Here is a 15,000-nt window from a genome sequence, read left to right as displayed (position 1 = left end):
TAAAACCTTAACGCGAGCTTGGGGTCTGCAATGAACCATATCGCCCGATACAACTTCGCCTATCTGGATGAGCAGACCAAGCGGATGATCCGCCGCGCGATCCTGAAGGCCATCGCCATTCCCGGCTATCAGGTACCGTTCGCCAGCCGCGAAATGCCCATGCCCTATGGATGGGGCACCGGCGGCGTTCAGGTCACTGCGGCCGTCATCGGTCCTGATGATGTGTTGAAGGTCATCGATCAGGGCGCGGACGACACCACCAACGCCGTTTCCATCCGCGCCTTTTTCCAGAAGGTCGCCAATGTCGCCGTTACCACCCATACACGCGACGCCAGTATCATCCAGACCCGTCACCGCATTCCGGAAGAACCGCTGCGTGAGGGTCAGGTACTGGTCTACCAGGTGCCGATCCCCGAGCCCTTGCGCTTTCTGGAGCCGCGCGAGACCGAGACGCGCAAGATGCATGCGCTGGAAGAATACGGCCTCATGCACGTGAAGCTCTACGAGGACATCGCCCAGCACGGCCACATCGCCACCACCTATGCCTATCCGGTCAAGGTGCATGGCCGCTACGTGATGGACCCGTCGCCCACGCCAAAATTCGACAACCCGAAAATGCACCGCAGCGAAGCGCTCCAGCTTTTCGGCGCAGGCCGCGAAAAACGCATCTACGCCATCCCGCCACACACGGATGTCGTCAGCCTCGACTTCGAGGATCACCCCTTCGAGATCCAGAAATTCGAGGACCCCTGCGCGCTCTGTGGCTCCACCGGTGTCTATCTTGACGAGGTAGTGCTCGATGACAGGGGCGGACGCATGTTCGTCTGCTCCGACACCGACCACTGCGAAGCGCATCGGGCAAGGGAGGGTGATTGATGTCAGAGCATAACAACCCCCCTCTGCCCTGCCGGGCGCGCTCCGCTTGCGCTCCACGCGTTCGGGCGCTGACAAAGCCAAATCATTGGCTTTGTCCTGGCCTGCGGCCAACCGCTACTCACCCCCCTCAAGGGGGGAGAATGGCTGGCGTCTATATATCGCCTGCACACCAAATGCTGGCACTGCCTTCTCAACGACCAATCTCCCCCCTTGAGGGGGAGATGTCCGGCAGGACAGAGGGGGGTGAGACAGACGCCTACCTTTCCGAACATATTCGAGGTGACCAGCAATGACCGACCAACCCCTGCTCACCGCCCGCTCGGTCTCCAAATTCTATGGAAACCGCATCGGCTGCAACGACGTCTCCTTTGACCTCTATCCCGGCGAAGTGCTGGCAATCGTCGGAGAATCCGGCTCCGGCAAGACCACCTTGCTCAACTGCCTCTCGACGCGCCTGCTGCCCACATCCGGCATCGTCTCCTACCGCATGCGCGACGACACGACCCGCGACCTTTACCGCATGAGCGAGGCGGAGCGGCGATTCCTCATGCGCACCGACTGGGGCTTCGTGCATCAGAACCCGGCCGACGGGCTGCGCATGACGGTGTCTGCCGGCGCCAATGTCGGCGAGCGGCTGATGGCGCTGGGCGACCGGAATTACGGCCAGATCCGCGAGACGGCAACCGACTGGCTCGGCCGCGTGGAGATCGCCGCAGACCGCGTGGACGACCAGCCGCGCGCCTTCTCCGGCGGCATGCGCCAGCGCCTGCAGATCGCGCGAAACCTTGTCACCGGGCCGCGTCTCGTTTTCATGGACGAGCCGACCGGCGGACTGGATGTCTCGGTGCAGGCGCGCCTGCTCGATCTCCTGCGCGGTCTTGTTCAGGATATGGGCCTGGCGGCAATCGTCGTCACCCACGACCTTGCCGTCGCACGCCTTCTCTCCCACCGCATGATGGTGATGAAGGACGGCCACGTCGTCGAAAGCGGCCTGACCGACCGCCTGCTGGACGACCCCCAGGCGCCCTATACCCAGCTTCTCGTTTCCTCGATCCTGCAGGTGTGACCCCATGACAACGCCACTCGTCGTCTCGGAACTGTCCAAGAGCTTCACCATGCATCTGCAGGGCGGCATACGCCTGTCCGTGGTCAAGAATGCATCCTTCGCGGTTCGCGCAGGCGAATGCGCCGTGCTCGGCGGTCCATCGGGCGCGGGCAAGAGTTCGATCCTCAAGATGGCCTATGGAAACTATGCCGCCGACAGTGGGCAGATCATCGTCCAGCACGGGCACGAACTGATCGACCTCGTCACCGCCGATCCGCGCACGATCATCGCCATCCGCAACAGCACAATTGGCTATGTCAGCCAGTTCCTGCGCGTGGTGCCGCGCGTCTCTGCGGTTGATATCGTGGCAGAACCGGCGATAGCGGAAGGCCTTGCCCCCGATGCCGCCCGCGAAAAGGCTTCTACCATGCTCGCCCGGCTCAATCTGCCGGAGCGCCTGTGGCAATTGCCGCCGGCCACATTCTCTGGCGGCGAGCAGCAACGCGTGAACATTGCCCGTGGCTTCATCACCTCCCACCCGATCCTGCTTCTGGATGAACCGACCGCCTCGCTCGACCGCGCCAATCGCGAGGTCGTGGTGGAGATGATCGGGGAAAAGAAGCAGGCAGGCACTGCACTGCTTGGCATCTTCCACGATCAGGAAGTGCGCGACATGGTCGCCGATGACATCATCGACGTGACCGGCTTCGCCCCCGCGAGGGCCGCATGACCAAGCTGTCGGAAACGCCGCTGGTGCATGAAACGGCTGATGTCACCGGCTCCACGTTTGGCCGCTTCACCGAAATCGGCGAGCGCTCCCGCGTCAATGACAGCAGTGTCGGCGACTATTCCTATATCGTGCAGGACTGTCTGGTCTGGTGCGCGCAGATCGGCAAGTTCTCCAATATCGCAGCCGCCTGCCGCATCAACGCCACCAACCACCCGACCTGGCGCGCGACCCTTCACCACTTCACCTACCGCGCCGGTGACTATTGGCAGGATGCGCAGAACGAGGAAGGCTTCTTCGAATGGCGGCGCGAAAACGCGGTGAGTATCGGCCATGACACCTGGCTCGGCCATGGCGCAACAGTCCTGCCCGGCGTGAAGATCGGCAACGGCGCCGTCATCGGCGCAGGCGCCGTGGTCAGCCGCGATGTCGAGCCATACACCATTGTCGGCGGCGTGCCGGCCCATCCGATCCGCCGCCGCTTCGATGAAAAAACCGCCGAACGTTTCGAGGAACTGGCCTGGTGGGACTGGTCGCATGACAAGCTGCGCGCCGCGCTCGACGACTTTCGCGCGCTGACGGCACAAGAGTTTCTGGACAAACATGAAGCCGTGTGATGAAAGCCTGAACTTGGAAGTCAGGTTTAACTTGACACTGACAGGCTTCAAGCGCTTTTATCCCGCCGTCTCACAAGGACGCGTTCGAAATGTCAGGGCCTTTAACCCTTCATGGATGAACGCCGTGCATGAATGCGCTATTTGATGAGCGTTTCAAGCTGGCTCTCCCATGCCCTGAAGGCCGTGACAAACCGATGCTTTAAAATGCTCCGGGATTGTTGGTCACATGCTCGTCTGCCAGTGCAATTTCATTACGCAGAAGGAAGTCGAGGCGCAGATTCGCGCCATGCTCGACGAGGATCCGTGGCAGCTTATCGTGCCCGCCAAGGTCTATCATGCCATGGCCAAGCGCGGACGCTGTTGCGGCTGCTTCCCGAATGTGGTCGAAACGATCATTCGGGTAACCGAAGACTATCACCGCGACGCCGCCATCGATGAGGCGGAGGTCGTGACCTATCTGGATCGTGTCCGCGCGCTGCGCGAAAAATTCGGGAGCAGATTCAATGAAAGGCGAGCCAAGCGTTATCGAGCGGCTTAACGAGGCCCTCTTCCTGGAACTGGGTGCGGTCAACCAGTATTGGCTGCATTACCGCCTTCTGGAAGATTGGGGCTATACGAGGCTCGCCAACAAGGAGCGCGAGGAATCCATCGAGGAGATGCATCACGCCGACAAGCTGGTCGAGCGCATCATCTTCCTTGAAGGTCACCCGAACCTCCAGTCCGTCGCGCCTCTGCGCATCGGGCAGAATGTGCGCGAGGTGCTTGAAGCCGATCTGGCCGGCGAGCACGAGGCGCGCGATTCATACAAGAAGTCCCGCGACATCTGCCACGACGCCGGCGATTACGTCACCATGAAGCTGTTCGAGGAACTGCTGGCCGACGAGGAAGGCCATATCGACTTCCTCGAAACCCAGCTCGAACTGCTCGAGAAGATCGGCGAGGAAAAATATGGCCAGCTGAATGCAGGTCCCGCCGACGAGAGCAAGGAATAGGAACCGGCCATTTCGGCGCTTCCATAGAGCCATCGCACCCCATGGTGCGGTGGCTTTTTCATGCGCATATGATAAAACTTAACCAAGTGGTTGACTATTGAGGTGCGACGGTGTTACTAAACCATATGGTTGAACATGACGCGCAATTGGACCTTATCTTTCACGCATTGGCGGATACGACGCGCCGCCACATGCTTGATTCACTGAAAAATGGCGAGCGCAGCATCAGTGCGCTGGCCGAGCCCTTCTCCATGTCACTGGCCGGTGCGTCCAAGCATCTGCGCGTGCTGGAGCAGGCCGGGCTTGTCCGCAGGCGAAAGGAGGGGCGGATAAATTATTGCCGCCTCGACGCGATGCGTCTTGCGGAAGCTCGATCATGGATCAGCCATTACGAACGCTTCTGGAACGCAAGGCTCGACGAATTGCAGGCGCTTCTTGAAGCCGAGGACAAGGTCGCCGCGAAAAAGCCGGCGAAACCAATGGAGAATGGTGATGAAAAGCATGATTGACAATGATGCCTTGGGAACCTTGATCGCGCCGGACACGCTGCGCATCGAGCGCATATTGCCCGGCCCGGCCGACAGGGTCTGGTCATATCTGGTCGAAGGCAAGAAGCGGCGCAAATGGCTAGCCGGCGGCGAGATGGATGACCGCGTTGGCGGCCAGGTCGAGCTGAAATTCCGGCATTCCGACTTCACCGCGGACACGCCGCCGGAGCGTTTTGCCGACATCAACAAGAACGGATTCACCTCGCAATGCCGCATTACCGAATATGATCCTCCGCGCCTGCTGGCATTCACATGGCCCGGCGATTCAGAGAGCGAGGTGCAATTCGAACTTTTCGAGGAAGGCTCGAAGGTCCGTCTCGTCCTCACCCACAAGCGCCTTGTGGATGCGGGGCAGATGCTCAACGTGGCCAGCGGCTGGCACGCTCATCTGGAAGTGTTGCGCAACGAGCTTGCCGGTGAAGGTGAGGACCGCTTCTGGACGCGGGTTGTCGAGTTGCAGGAAATCTACCGCGAACGTTTGGCCTGACGCGGAACTGGATGCGGGCTGGGTGTCAACTGGCGCTCAGCCTGCCTGCGTACCACGCGCGAGCTGATACATGATGACCGGTTTCTGCTTGTAGCTGGTGCGCGCGATCTCGCGAAAGCCGAAGTCCTGCGCGAGTGTGATGGAGCGCGTGTTTTCCGGATCGATGATGCAGGTTACCAGTGCTCCACGGTGTGTCTCGTCGCACCAGTCGAGCATCGCCCGCACCGCTTCGCGCGCATACCCCTTGCCCTGGGCATGACCGGCAAAGGTCCAGCCCGCTTCCATCGTCCCGCCAAGGCTAGGCGTGATATCGCGACGCATGTCGTGAAAGCCGACTTCGCCCAGAAGCTTGCCGGTCGCCTTGTCTTCCACCATCCAGTAGCCGAAGCCGAGCAGTTCCCAGCACCCGGCCTTGATCAGAAGCTTCTTCCAGCCATCCTCTTCCGAATGCGGCTGCGTGACATACTGGCTGGCGGTCGGATCGGTCCACAGCGCGTAAAGAGCAGCGAAGTCCTGCACCTCATGGCCGCGCAGGATCAGCCGCTCCGTCTCCAGCCGCGGCGCGGCACTCATGCCGTGAGCCTCTCTGCAACAAGTGCCGCGATCTTTTCGGCAACCTCTTCCTTGCTCATTTCAGGCCAGGCTTCCTCACCATCGCTGCCAACCACGATCACGCGGTTGCGCGTGCCGCCCATCACGCCGCTCTCGCCCACGCCACTGTCATGGGAGACATCATTGGCGATAATGAAGTCCGCACCCTTCTTGGAAAGCTTCTTGCGCGCATTCTCGACCACATTCTGTGTTTCGGCCGCGAAGCCGATCACGAGGTGAGGGCGCATTTTGTGATGGCCGATGCCGGCCAGAATGTCGGGATTTTCGACCAGTTCCAGATGCGGCACATCCGCACCTGCCTGCTTCTTGATCTTTTCGCCCGTCTCGGTGGCCGTGCGCCAATCGGCTACGGCTGCAACAAAGATACCCGCATCGGCGGGCAGCAACTCTTCCACCGCCGCCTTCATGTCCCGCGCGCTCTCGACGCGGGTGACGTTCGCGCCATCCGGGTCGGGAATATTCACCGGCCCCGACACAAGCTGCACATCCGCGCCCAGTTCCGCCAAGGCAGCTGCAATGGCATGGCCCTGCCGCCCTGATGAGCGATTGGCGATATAGCGCACGGGGTCGATCGGCTCATGGGTCGGGCCGGAAGTCACGATAATGCGCTTGCCGGAAAGCGGCTTCAGTCGGTCATCAAGAAGCGCCTCCGCAGCCGCGACGATTTCCAGCGGCTCGGCCATCCGTCCTTCGCCCGCTTCACCGCTTTCGGCCATCTCGCCGCGATTGGGGCCGACGAAATACACGCCGTCATCCTTCAAGACTGCCAGATTGCGCCGGGTGGCCGGATGCGCCCACATCTGCGGGTTCATGGCGGGCGCGAACAGAACCCTGGTTTTGGTTGCCAGGAGAACGGCGCCTGCAAGGTCGCTGGCATGGCCATGGGCGACCTTGGCCATCATGTCGGCCGTTGCCGGTGCGACCACGATCAGGTCGCTTTCACGCGCCAGCCGGATATGGCCGACATCATGCTCGTCCTCACGGTCGAAGAGATCCGTGAAAACCTTCTCGGCGGATAGTGCGCCCATCGAAAGCGGCGTGACGAATTCCTGTGCGGCTTTCGTCAGCACACAGCGCACATTCGCACCGCGCTCGCGCAGCCGGCGGATCAGATCAAGGCATTTATAGGCCGCGATACCGCCGCCGATGATCAGAAGAATGCGCTTCCCGTCCAACACCATGTCACGAAATCCGCTTCGCTTGAAAATCCGGGCAGTGTGCCAAAAGGGTATGAACGAAATCCTCAAGCCATGCAAAGCGCCAGATGCTTCACGACAGCTGTATGAGGATCCCGATCAGCGACAGCGCAATGATCCAAAGGGCGAAGCGGCCCGAGCGGTTCAGCTTGGCCTCGGCATTGCCGATGGCCAGCGCCGTCTCCTCGTCCAGCCGGATACCGTTGACAGCCATGCGATCGAGCTCGCGTGAAAGACGCTCCGTGCGGGCTGCGAATTCGGGTGCCTGGCGAGCCAGGGAGACAAGCGCGTTCAACCCGTCGCGCGCATCGGTAGCCACGCCCCGCGGGCCGAGATTGGAGCGTATCCAGTCGCCGACCACAGGCTCGGCCGCCTTCCACATGTTGAAATGCGGGTTCAGATTGCGCGACACACCCTCCACCACGACCATGGTCTTCTGCAGAAGCAAAAGTTCGGGCCGCGTCTGCATGTCGAAAAGCTCGGTCACTTCAAACAGAAGGGTAAGCAGCCGCGCCATGGAGATGGTCTCCGCCGGCTGTCCGTGAATGGGTTCGCCAATCGCCCTGAGCGCTTGCGCGAAGGCTGCCACATCGTGATGGCCGGGCACATAGCCCGCCTCGAAATGCACTTCCGCCACCCGGCGGAAATCGCGCGTGATGAAGCCGTAGAGAATTTCGGCCAGGAACCGGCGCTCGCGCTTGCCGATGCGCCCGACAATGCCGAAATCGACACCCACAATCGTACCATCCGCTTCCACGAACAGATTGCCGGGATGCATGTCGGCATGGAAGAAGCCGTCGCGCAGCGTGTGACGCAGGAAGGACTGGATCAGCACTTCCGCGAGCTTTTCCAGATCATGGCCAGCCGCTTTCAGGCCCTCCACATCCGACATCTTGATGCCGTCGATCCATTCCAGCGTGATGACATCGCGGCCCGTGCGCGCCCAATCCACCCAGGGCACACGAAAGCCGGGATCCTCCTTGGTGTTCTCGTGGATCTCTGAAATGGCCGCCGCCTCAAGTCGCAGATCCATCTCGATCCGCGTCGTCTGCGCCAGCGTGCGCGTCACCTCCACCGGCTTCAGTCGGCGGGAGGACGGCACGAGCCTTTCCTGCAGCTTGGCCGCAAGGAAATAGCTTTCCAGATCATTGTTGAAGCGCCGACGCACGCCCGGCCGGATAACCTTCACCGCTACCTTCTGGCGCTCGCCATTGCGGATCACTTCGGCAGGGTGGACCTGCGCGATGGATGCAGCCGCAACCGGGGGATCGAAGGTGAGATAGAGATCCTCGATACGCTGACCGAGCGATTCCTCGATCTCCTTGCGCGCAAGTGCATCGGGAAAAGTGTCCATCCGGTCCTGCAGACCGGCCAGGTCGATGGCCATGTCATGGCCGACCACATCCGGACGCGTGGCCAGAAACTGGCCGAGCTTCACATAGGATGGCCCCAGCCGGTCCACCGCCTTGGCCAGTCGCTCCGAGCGGTCGCGCTCGCCGGAACGCCTGCGGGAAAACACCCGCGCCGCCTTCCACATGAAAAGCGGCATGCCCTGAAACTGCTCTCCCGGCAGGGCAGCGATCACGCCTTCGCGAACAAGAATCCAGCCCGCACGGACCAGTCGGAAATATGCCCCAACAGTGCTCATTGATTTCCCGTCAGATCTTCCAGCCGGAATGCAGTGCTGCAATGCCGCCGGAATAGTCGCGCCATGTCACGCGGGAGAAGCCAGCGCGCGTGATCATGGCCGCGAAGTCCTTCTGGTTGGGGAATTTGCGGATCGATTCCACAAGATAGCGATAAGGCTCGTCATCGCCCGTCACCATCTTGCCGATGGGCGGGATCGCGCGGAATGACCACTCGTCATAGATGCGGTCGAGAAGCGGCATGTCCACTTCCGAAAATTCGAGGCAAAGAAAGCGCCCGCCGGGCTTCAGGACGCGATAGGCTTCCGACAGTGCCACATCGATGCGCGGGACATTGCGAATGCCAAAGGCGATCGTATAGGCGTCGAAGCTGTTGTCTTCGAAGGGAAGTTCCTCCGCGTTGGCTTCGACAAAGGTGAGGTTTTCGGCGATGCCGCGCTTCAGCGCACGTTCCTCGCCCACCTTCAGCATGGAGCCGTTGATGTCGAGAACCGTGACATCGGCATTGCGATTGGATGCCTCGACAATGCGGAAGGCAATGTCCCCCGTGCCGCCGGCAACATCCAGCGACCTGAAACCGTGCCGCTTGGGCGGGTTCAGCCAGGACACCATGCCGTCCTTCCACAGACGGTGCAGTCCGGCGGACATGAGGTCGTTCATCAGGTCATATCGGTCGGCAACCCGATGAAACACCTCATTGACCAGTGGCTGCTTCTCGCCCTGCCCAACCTGCTTGAAGCCGTAGGCCGTTTCCATGCCGCCATCAGCGGTGGTCCGTTGCTCTGACATCGCTCGCCTTCTTGAAAAATTCGGCGCGACCATATCGCAAGAGGATTGGTCGCGCCATGCCATTGGAGCGATGTAGGGCGAGACTGCTCAGCAGTCCATTGCTTTAGAAGATGCGGTCGAGATCGTCCTCGTGCACTTCGCCGCTGATCTCCATCTTTTCCCTGGCCTTGTCGTAGATGCAGATGAAGCCGATCTCGTCGCGCGAGTGCTTGGAGTCACCGCCGACAATGGCATAGCTGAAATTCTGCGAGCCACGCGTATCGACCCAGATGCGCGGATTGTGGATGGCATTGCGCACCGTGGAGGAGGAGAGGCACTGGTCCTTCAGCTTGGATGCCGTCTGATCCCAGGCATGAGCACCGGTGGCAAGAGTGCCGACACCGGCAAGCGTGAGGAGGATGATTGAAAACTTACGCATGAAAAAAAGACTCCGTTCAAAACGAGCGGAGTCTCTTTTACGAATGTGACGAGACCGGGCTCGAAACTTGCGGCCTTACGCCTCAGGCTGCTTCGTCTTGCGCAGATAAGGCAGGATGGTCTCGTAGGAACCGAAGCGCTTGGTCGCATCCTCGTTGGAGACAGCCGGCGTGATGATCACGTCCTCGCCCTGCTTCCAGTTGGCAGGCGTGGCCACCTGATGCTTGGCGGTCAGCTGCATGGAGTCGATGGCGCGCAGGATCTCGTCGAAGTTGCGCCCCGTCGTCATCGGATAGGTCAGCACAAGCTTGATCTTCTTGTCGGGCCCGATGACATAGACCGAGCGTACCGTCGCGTTGTCGGCAGGCGTGCGGCCTTCAGAGCTTTCGCCCGCATCGGCCGGCAACATGTCGTAGAGCTTCGCGACCTTGAGATCACTGTCGCCGATCAGCGGATAATCGACTGCATGGCCCGTGGCGGTGCGAATGTCGTCCTTCCAGCGCTTGTGGTCCTCCACCGGGTCGACCGAGATGCCGATGATCTTCACATTGCGCTTCTCGAATTCGCCCGCCAGGCCGGCCATCGTGCCAAGCTCGGTCGTGCAGACCGGCGTGAAATTTTTGGGGTGACTGAACAGCACCGCCCAGCCATCACCGATCCACTCATGAAAGTTGATCTTGCCTGCGGTCGTCTCTGCCGTGAAATCCGGCGCGGTATCGTTGATGCGAAGACCCATGGTTACTCTCCCTGAAGCAATGTGACCTCAACTTACAGGATCACCTGATTGCAGGTCAGGTCGGGAGCTTTGTGTTTCAAGGCATTCGCGGAAAATTTTTCTACGCAGCAGGCTTCAGGTGCGGCAGCCATAGGGGAGGAGAGGGACGCAAGCGCATCACGCGCTCACGCCCCGTCCAAGGTCAGATTTCGCTCAAGCGTGATATCTCCACCGCCTCGTTTGCAGGGCCGTGGGTGCTGGCATGATGAAACTCGAAACCGCTTTCATCCGCGGGGACGGTTTCCTTCTGCACCTCCTCAAGCGGAAATTCGATGTCACCACCGTCATCGTCCAGCTGGATGTCCAACGGCTCCTCGGCAAACAGGACCATATCGAGCCCCGCATCCACTGCACGTGTTGGCGGGCCGATCGGCGTCTTGTCGATTGTCAACTCGAATGCGTCCGAGGGTCCGGACGGTGGATTGTGTGCCGCGTCCTGCTGCGTCGCGGTTACCTGATAGGTAGCCTCCGGCAGCACGACATGCGTATGGTCATATTCCCATTCGCCATTTGCATCAGCAATTTCGGATCCGATTGCCGTTCCGTCCAGATAGATGGTCACCAATGCGAAGCGCTCGCCGGTGCCGTAGAAGAACAGCGTGTCGTCACTGGTGTAACCATCCTCCGCGCCAGTATCGTCGCGTATTCCAACTATGACAGGCGGGGCAGTTGGGACCGTCCCATTCTCGTTCGTGTCGATGATGATCGGCATGGAAACCGACGGCACGGATTCCGGGTTGTCGGCAAGGTCACGCTGCGTCGCGCTCACATCATAGTCCCCGTCAGCGAGCGGTTGCGTCGGCTCGGTTTCCCAGGTGCCTCCCTGAACCACTGCCGTCAACGTCGCGACCACGCTCCCGCCGGGCGTCGAGATGGTGACGGTTACCACCGCGCCATCCGGCTCGTCAGAGCGACCATGGACGGAGATCGTGTTGTCACTGGTGATGCCGTCATCCGGCTCCCGCCCGTCATCCGTGTTGATGCCGTCGACAATTGGTGGGTTGGTCGGTGTGTTTCCGCCATTATTGGTGTCCACAAGAAGGTCGAATGGTGCGGAGGGAGCCGAAGGATCATTGTTCGCAAGGTCACGCTGCGTTGCGGTCACCACATAGGCGCCATCCGCCAGCGCAACGCCTTCATGACTGTAATCCCAGCTGCCATCTGGCCTGGCCTTTACCGTGCCGATGGAAACGCCGTTGATAAACAGTTCGATCGTTGCGTTTGGCTCGCTCGTTCCGTGGAATATCAACCGGTTGTCATTCGTGACGCCATCGGGCTCGCCGCTGTCCTCCGTAATGCCGGTTATGACCGGCGGCGGCGTGGGCACGGTGCCGTTTTCATTCGTGTCGATGACCACTTCGAACACGTCCGAGTGGGCGGATTCCGCGTTGCCGGCCTGATCCTCCTGCGTGGCGGTTATTGCATAGGTTCCATCTGCCAGAGCCGTTTGTGTGTGATTGACATCCCACGCGCCATTCTCATCAGCGATGCCGGTACCCACGAAAGTGCCATCGATGTAGAGCTTCACGAGCGCAAAAGGCTCGCTCATCCCGTGGAAGACGAGCGTGTTGTCATTCGTGACACCATCCGGGTCTCCTGAATCCTCCGTGATCGCGGTTACCACCGGCGGCTGCGTCGGATCAGCCCCACCATTGTTGGTGTCGACGACAACGTCAAACGGGTCCGAGAGAGGGGAAAGGTCATTTCCCGCAAGGTCCTGCTGCTGCGCTTCGATGACATGCGGACCCTCGCCGAGCGAGACCTGCTCCTTGGGGAACACCCATGCTCCGTTCGCATCCGCGGCCACCGAGCCGACCTCCTGGCCATCGATGCGCACATAGATGATCGCATTGGGCCTTCCCACGCCATGAATATCCACCTCGCCATGCTTGGTAACGCCATCGCTGTCGGAGTGACCGCTATCGATGTCGATATGAGTGATAACCGGCGGAGGCACCGGGCCCGTTGCGCCGGAATCGATGTAGATGTCGAACGGCTCCGATTCGTCCGACACATCATTGCCGGCAGCATCCTGCTGCGTCGCGGTTACCACATGCGGTCCGTCGCGCAGAACCACCTCGGTGTGGTCATAGGTCCAGTTGCCATCGGCATCTGCGATATCCGAGCCGATCTGCCGACCGTTCAGATAGACGAATACCAGTGCGTTCGGTTCTGCAGTGCCATGGAAAAACAGCGTATTGTCATTCGTCACGCCGTCGTCCGGCACACCTGAATCATCCGTAATACCCGTCACCATCGGCGGCTGTGTCGGGCGCGTACCGCCTCCATTGGTATCAATGGTGATGGTGAAAGGATCGGAAGTTTCAGACTCGTCATTTCCGGCAAGATCGCGCTGCGAGGCAGTCAGGTCATAGGTGCCTTCCGGGATTGCGGTATTGGTGTAATCGAAATTCCATTCGCCTGCAGCGTCGACCTGCAGCGAACCGATCTCGACCCCGTCCATGAAGATCGTGACGATTGCGCCCGGCTCACCCGTGCCGTGGATGAACAGGCGATCATCCTTGGTAATGCCGTCATTCGGATCGTGCCCGTCATCCTCGGTGATGCCGGTGATGGCAGGGGCAGGTGTGGGAACCGTTCCCCCCATATTGGTGTCGATTATGACGTCGAACACCTCCGAGGGAGGCGAGATGTCGTTGCCGGCCGCATCGACCTGTCTCGCGGTGACGGCATATTCGCCGTCGGCCAGCGTCACGCTTGTATGGTCCAACGTCCAAAGACCGTCTTCCCCTGCTACGACAGAACCGATCTCGACGCCGTTGAGATAAACGAAAACCAGCGCGTTCGCCTCGCCGATGCCGTGAAACTCCAGCGTGTTGTCGTCGGTGATACCGTCACTGTCGCTCTCGCCGTTATCGTCGGTAATGCCGGTGACGATGGGCGCCGGGGTCTCCTCGCTGCCTCCATTGTTCGTGTCGATCACGACATCGAAGGGGTCGGACGGGGCGGAAACCGGATTGCCCGCGCGGTCTTCCTGCGTGGCAGTCATGACGTAGCGGCCATCGGGGAGCGGTTGGTCAGTGTGGTCGACCTGCCATGTGCCATCTTCGCCGACCAGTGCGGTGCCGATCACCTCACCATCGAGAAACAGCGTGACGGTGGCGTGCGGCTTTCCGGTGCCGCTGAAGAAGAGCGTGTTGTCATTGGTGACGCCGTCACTGGGGTCGTGCCCGTTATCCTCGGTGATATGGGTAATCACCGGTGGAGGCGACGGTAGCGGGTTCACCCCGCCATCATTCGTATCGATCTCAACGCGGAACGCGTCCGAAATTTCTGAAAGCTTCCCGTCGGCTGCCAGCTTCTGTGCGGCAGTCACCTGATAGATGCCGTCCGCCAGCGGAACTTCGGTATGGTTGAAGGTCCAGCTGCCATCCTGTTCGGCGACAGTCGACCCAATCTCCTCACCGTTGAGATAGACCACAACAATCGCTCCGGGCAGGCCGGTGCCGCTGAAGAGGAGCGTGTTGTCGTTGGTGATGCCATCGCTGGGATCACTTCCCAGATCTTCCGTGATCGCACTGACGACAGGCGCTTCCGGCGCCTCGTCAGGTGGCGGGGTCGTGCCTCCGCCGCCGCCGCCACCATCATCGTCGTCGGCAATCACAGCGGCCGCAGCAACTCCCGCACCCAACAGGCCCAGCAGGAGAAGCGGTGGCACCGCAAAGCCCTCATTGCTGCAGGCCGCCTGGCCGATCTCGGGTATCAACAGACCCTGATAGTCATAGTTGACGAAACTGATCGGCAGAAAGCAGGATTGATCTCCAGCAAGGAACTGAAGCTCGGGAATGTCGTCCTCATCCTCGAAGTAATCGATCAGAAGTATGCTTTCCGCGCCGTCTTGCATCTGCAGAAGCAGGTCGTCGCCGTTGCGGAAGAACTGGAAATGCGATTGCGGCTGAAGATGCAGCCGAACGGTGCGGACTTCCGAAACGTCGAACTGTGTATGTGGGCCGTTCAACGTAACCTGCACCGCCTCGACATGTCCGGGGCTTAAAACTTCAAGCTTGATGGGCATGGAATGCTCCTGAAATATCTGCAGCGCTTGAAAAAAGCTCGCGCTGTTGAATTGTACGCTGCCTGCCCCCCGCGCTCTCGAAATGGGAGCGCCTTCGTCATTGGGCCGGATGAGCTTCTTGAAAAACTGAAGCCCGGTAATCTCTGTTTAACCACAATGCGCGTCGTGCTTGATGCGCCACATTGCCCCTGCGTCACATCGTGCACGCGAGCGGCAGCGCTCCTGCCAGGAAAAGCA

Annotated in this window: 15 protein-coding genes; 8 read left to right on the top strand and 7 right to left on the bottom strand. The window is 60.4% G+C overall.

Annotated elements, in window-relative coordinates; all coding sequences use genetic code 11:
* Positions 1–30: 30 nt before the first annotated feature.
* The 8 genes from EL18_RS11875 (at position 31) to EL18_RS11840 (ending at position 5,292) form a co-directional block, all read left to right on the top strand.
* Positions 31–876, top strand: a complete 846-nt coding sequence (locus EL18_RS11875) for an alpha-D-ribose 1-methylphosphonate 5-phosphate C-P-lyase PhnJ (protein ID WP_036483288.1) — start codon at positions 31–33, stop codon at positions 874–876.
* A 289-nt stretch (positions 877–1,165) separates the two neighbouring features.
* Positions 1,166–1,942 carry a phosphonate C-P lyase system protein PhnK gene (gene phnK / locus EL18_RS11870; RefSeq protein ID WP_036483286.1) on the top strand — a complete coding sequence of 259 codons (777 nt, stop codon included), beginning with the start codon at positions 1,166–1,168 and terminating at the stop codon, positions 1,940–1,942.
* Positions 1,943–1,946: 4 nt separating this feature from the next.
* Positions 1,947–2,651: a phosphonate C-P lyase system protein PhnL gene (gene phnL / locus EL18_RS11865; RefSeq protein WP_036483284.1), complete on the top strand. Its 705-nt coding sequence runs from the start codon at positions 1,947–1,949 to the stop codon at positions 2,649–2,651.
* Positions 2,648–3,265 carry a DapH/DapD/GlmU-related protein gene (locus tag EL18_RS11860; protein WP_036483281.1) on the top strand — a complete coding sequence of 206 codons (618 nt, stop codon included), beginning with the start codon at positions 2,648–2,650 and terminating at the stop codon, positions 3,263–3,265. Before phnL ends, EL18_RS11860 begins: the two co-directional genes overlap by 4 nt.
* A gap of 226 nt (positions 3,266–3,491) precedes the next feature.
* On the top strand, positions 3,492–3,803 hold the full coding sequence (locus EL18_RS11855; protein ID WP_036483279.1) for a (2Fe-2S)-binding protein: 312 nt from the start codon (positions 3,492–3,494) through the stop codon (positions 3,801–3,803).
* Complete coding sequence (gene bfr / locus EL18_RS11850; protein ID WP_036483277.1) at positions 3,769–4,257, top strand: bacterioferritin; 489 nt, start codon at positions 3,769–3,771, stop codon at positions 4,255–4,257. The genes EL18_RS11855 and bfr overlap by 35 nt, the downstream gene beginning before the upstream one ends.
* Positions 4,258–4,382: 125 nt before the next feature.
* Complete coding sequence (locus tag EL18_RS11845) at positions 4,383–4,766, top strand: ArsR/SmtB family transcription factor (protein ID WP_036483274.1); 384 nt, start codon at positions 4,383–4,385, stop codon at positions 4,764–4,766.
* Positions 4,750–5,292 carry an SRPBCC family protein gene (locus EL18_RS11840; RefSeq protein ID WP_051914080.1) on the top strand — a complete coding sequence of 181 codons (543 nt, stop codon included), beginning with the start codon at positions 4,750–4,752 and terminating at the stop codon, positions 5,290–5,292. The genes EL18_RS11845 and EL18_RS11840 overlap by 17 nt, the downstream gene beginning before the upstream one ends.
* A 36-nt stretch (positions 5,293–5,328) precedes the next feature.
* Here EL18_RS11840 and EL18_RS11835 read toward each other — a convergent pair whose 3' ends face one another.
* The 7 genes from EL18_RS11835 to EL18_RS11805 all read right to left on the bottom strand — a co-directional run bounded on the left by EL18_RS11835 (position 5,329) and on the right by EL18_RS11805 (position 14,763).
* Entirely contained in the window at positions 5,329–5,865 is a 537-nt protein-coding gene (locus EL18_RS11835) for a GNAT family N-acetyltransferase (RefSeq protein WP_036483271.1), read from the bottom strand.
* Positions 5,862–7,085, bottom strand: a complete 1,224-nt coding sequence (coaBC, locus tag EL18_RS11830; RefSeq protein WP_036483268.1) for a bifunctional phosphopantothenoylcysteine decarboxylase/phosphopantothenate--cysteine ligase CoaBC — start codon at positions 7,083–7,085, stop codon at positions 5,862–5,864. The genes EL18_RS11835 and coaBC overlap by 4 nt, the downstream gene beginning before the upstream one ends.
* Before the next feature lie 88 nt (positions 7,086–7,173).
* The gene (gene ubiB / locus EL18_RS11825; RefSeq protein WP_036483265.1) at positions 7,174–8,748 is read right to left on the bottom strand and encodes a 2-polyprenylphenol 6-hydroxylase; all 1,575 of its coding nucleotides are present in this window, start codon (positions 8,746–8,748) and stop codon (positions 7,174–7,176) included.
* 10 nt (positions 8,749–8,758) lie between these two features.
* Entirely contained in the window at positions 8,759–9,535 is a 777-nt protein-coding gene (gene ubiE, locus EL18_RS11820) for a bifunctional demethylmenaquinone methyltransferase/2-methoxy-6-polyprenyl-1,4-benzoquinol methylase UbiE (RefSeq protein ID WP_036483263.1), read from the bottom strand.
* A 103-nt stretch (positions 9,536–9,638) separates the two neighbouring features.
* The gene (locus tag EL18_RS11815; protein ID WP_036483260.1) at positions 9,639–9,953 is read right to left on the bottom strand and encodes a hypothetical protein; all 315 of its coding nucleotides are present in this window, start codon (positions 9,951–9,953) and stop codon (positions 9,639–9,641) included.
* A 75-nt stretch (positions 9,954–10,028) separates the two neighbouring features.
* Entirely contained in the window at positions 10,029–10,688 is a 660-nt protein-coding gene (locus EL18_RS11810; protein ID WP_036483257.1) for a peroxiredoxin, read from the bottom strand.
* Between the two features lie 181 nt (positions 10,689–10,869).
* Entirely contained in the window at positions 10,870–14,763 is a 3,894-nt protein-coding gene (locus EL18_RS11805) for an Ig-like domain-containing protein (protein ID WP_036483255.1), read from the bottom strand.
* Positions 14,764–15,000 lie beyond the last annotated feature (237 nt).

The organism is Nitratireductor basaltis, assembly GCF_000733725.1.
In the GTDB taxonomy this organism is placed as follows: Bacteria; Pseudomonadota; Alphaproteobacteria; order Rhizobiales; family Rhizobiaceae; genus Chelativorans; species Chelativorans basaltis.
The sequence above is the reverse complement of the archived record's forward strand: the minus strand, read 5'-3'. Positions and strand labels throughout refer to the sequence as shown.

Coding starts and splice junctions, on each gene's coding strand:
- EL18_RS11875 (WP_036483288.1), top strand. CDS start 31: ATGAACCATATCGCCCGATACAACTTCGCCTATCTGGATGAGCAGACC.
- phnK (WP_036483286.1), top strand. CDS start 1,166: ATGACCGACCAACCCCTGCTCACCGCCCGCTCGGTCTCCAAATTCTAT.
- phnL (WP_036483284.1), top strand. CDS start 1,947: ATGACAACGCCACTCGTCGTCTCGGAACTGTCCAAGAGCTTCACCATG.
- EL18_RS11860 (WP_036483281.1), top strand. CDS start 2,648: ATGACCAAGCTGTCGGAAACGCCGCTGGTGCATGAAACGGCTGATGTC.
- EL18_RS11855 (WP_036483279.1), top strand. CDS start 3,492: ATGCTCGTCTGCCAGTGCAATTTCATTACGCAGAAGGAAGTCGAGGCG.
- bfr (WP_036483277.1), top strand. CDS start 3,769: ATGAAAGGCGAGCCAAGCGTTATCGAGCGGCTTAACGAGGCCCTCTTC.
- EL18_RS11845 (WP_036483274.1), top strand. CDS start 4,383: ATGGTTGAACATGACGCGCAATTGGACCTTATCTTTCACGCATTGGCG.
- EL18_RS11840 (WP_051914080.1), top strand. CDS start 4,750: ATGAAAAGCATGATTGACAATGATGCCTTGGGAACCTTGATCGCGCCG.
- EL18_RS11835 (WP_036483271.1), bottom strand. CDS start 5,865: ATGAGTGCCGCGCCGCGGCTGGAGACGGAGCGGCTGATCCTGCGCGGC.
- coaBC (WP_036483268.1), bottom strand. CDS start 7,085: ATGGTGTTGGACGGGAAGCGCATTCTTCTGATCATCGGCGGCGGTATC.
- ubiB (WP_036483265.1), bottom strand. CDS start 8,748: ATGAGCACTGTTGGGGCATATTTCCGACTGGTCCGTGCGGGCTGGATT.
- ubiE (WP_036483263.1), bottom strand. CDS start 9,535: ATGTCAGAGCAACGGACCACCGCTGATGGCGGCATGGAAACGGCCTAC.
- EL18_RS11815 (WP_036483260.1), bottom strand. CDS start 9,953: ATGCGTAAGTTTTCAATCATCCTCCTCACGCTTGCCGGTGTCGGCACT.
- EL18_RS11810 (WP_036483257.1), bottom strand. CDS start 10,688: ATGGGTCTTCGCATCAACGATACCGCGCCGGATTTCACGGCAGAGACG.
- EL18_RS11805 (WP_036483255.1), bottom strand. CDS start 14,763: ATGCCCATCAAGCTTGAAGTTTTAAGCCCCGGACATGTCGAGGCGGTG.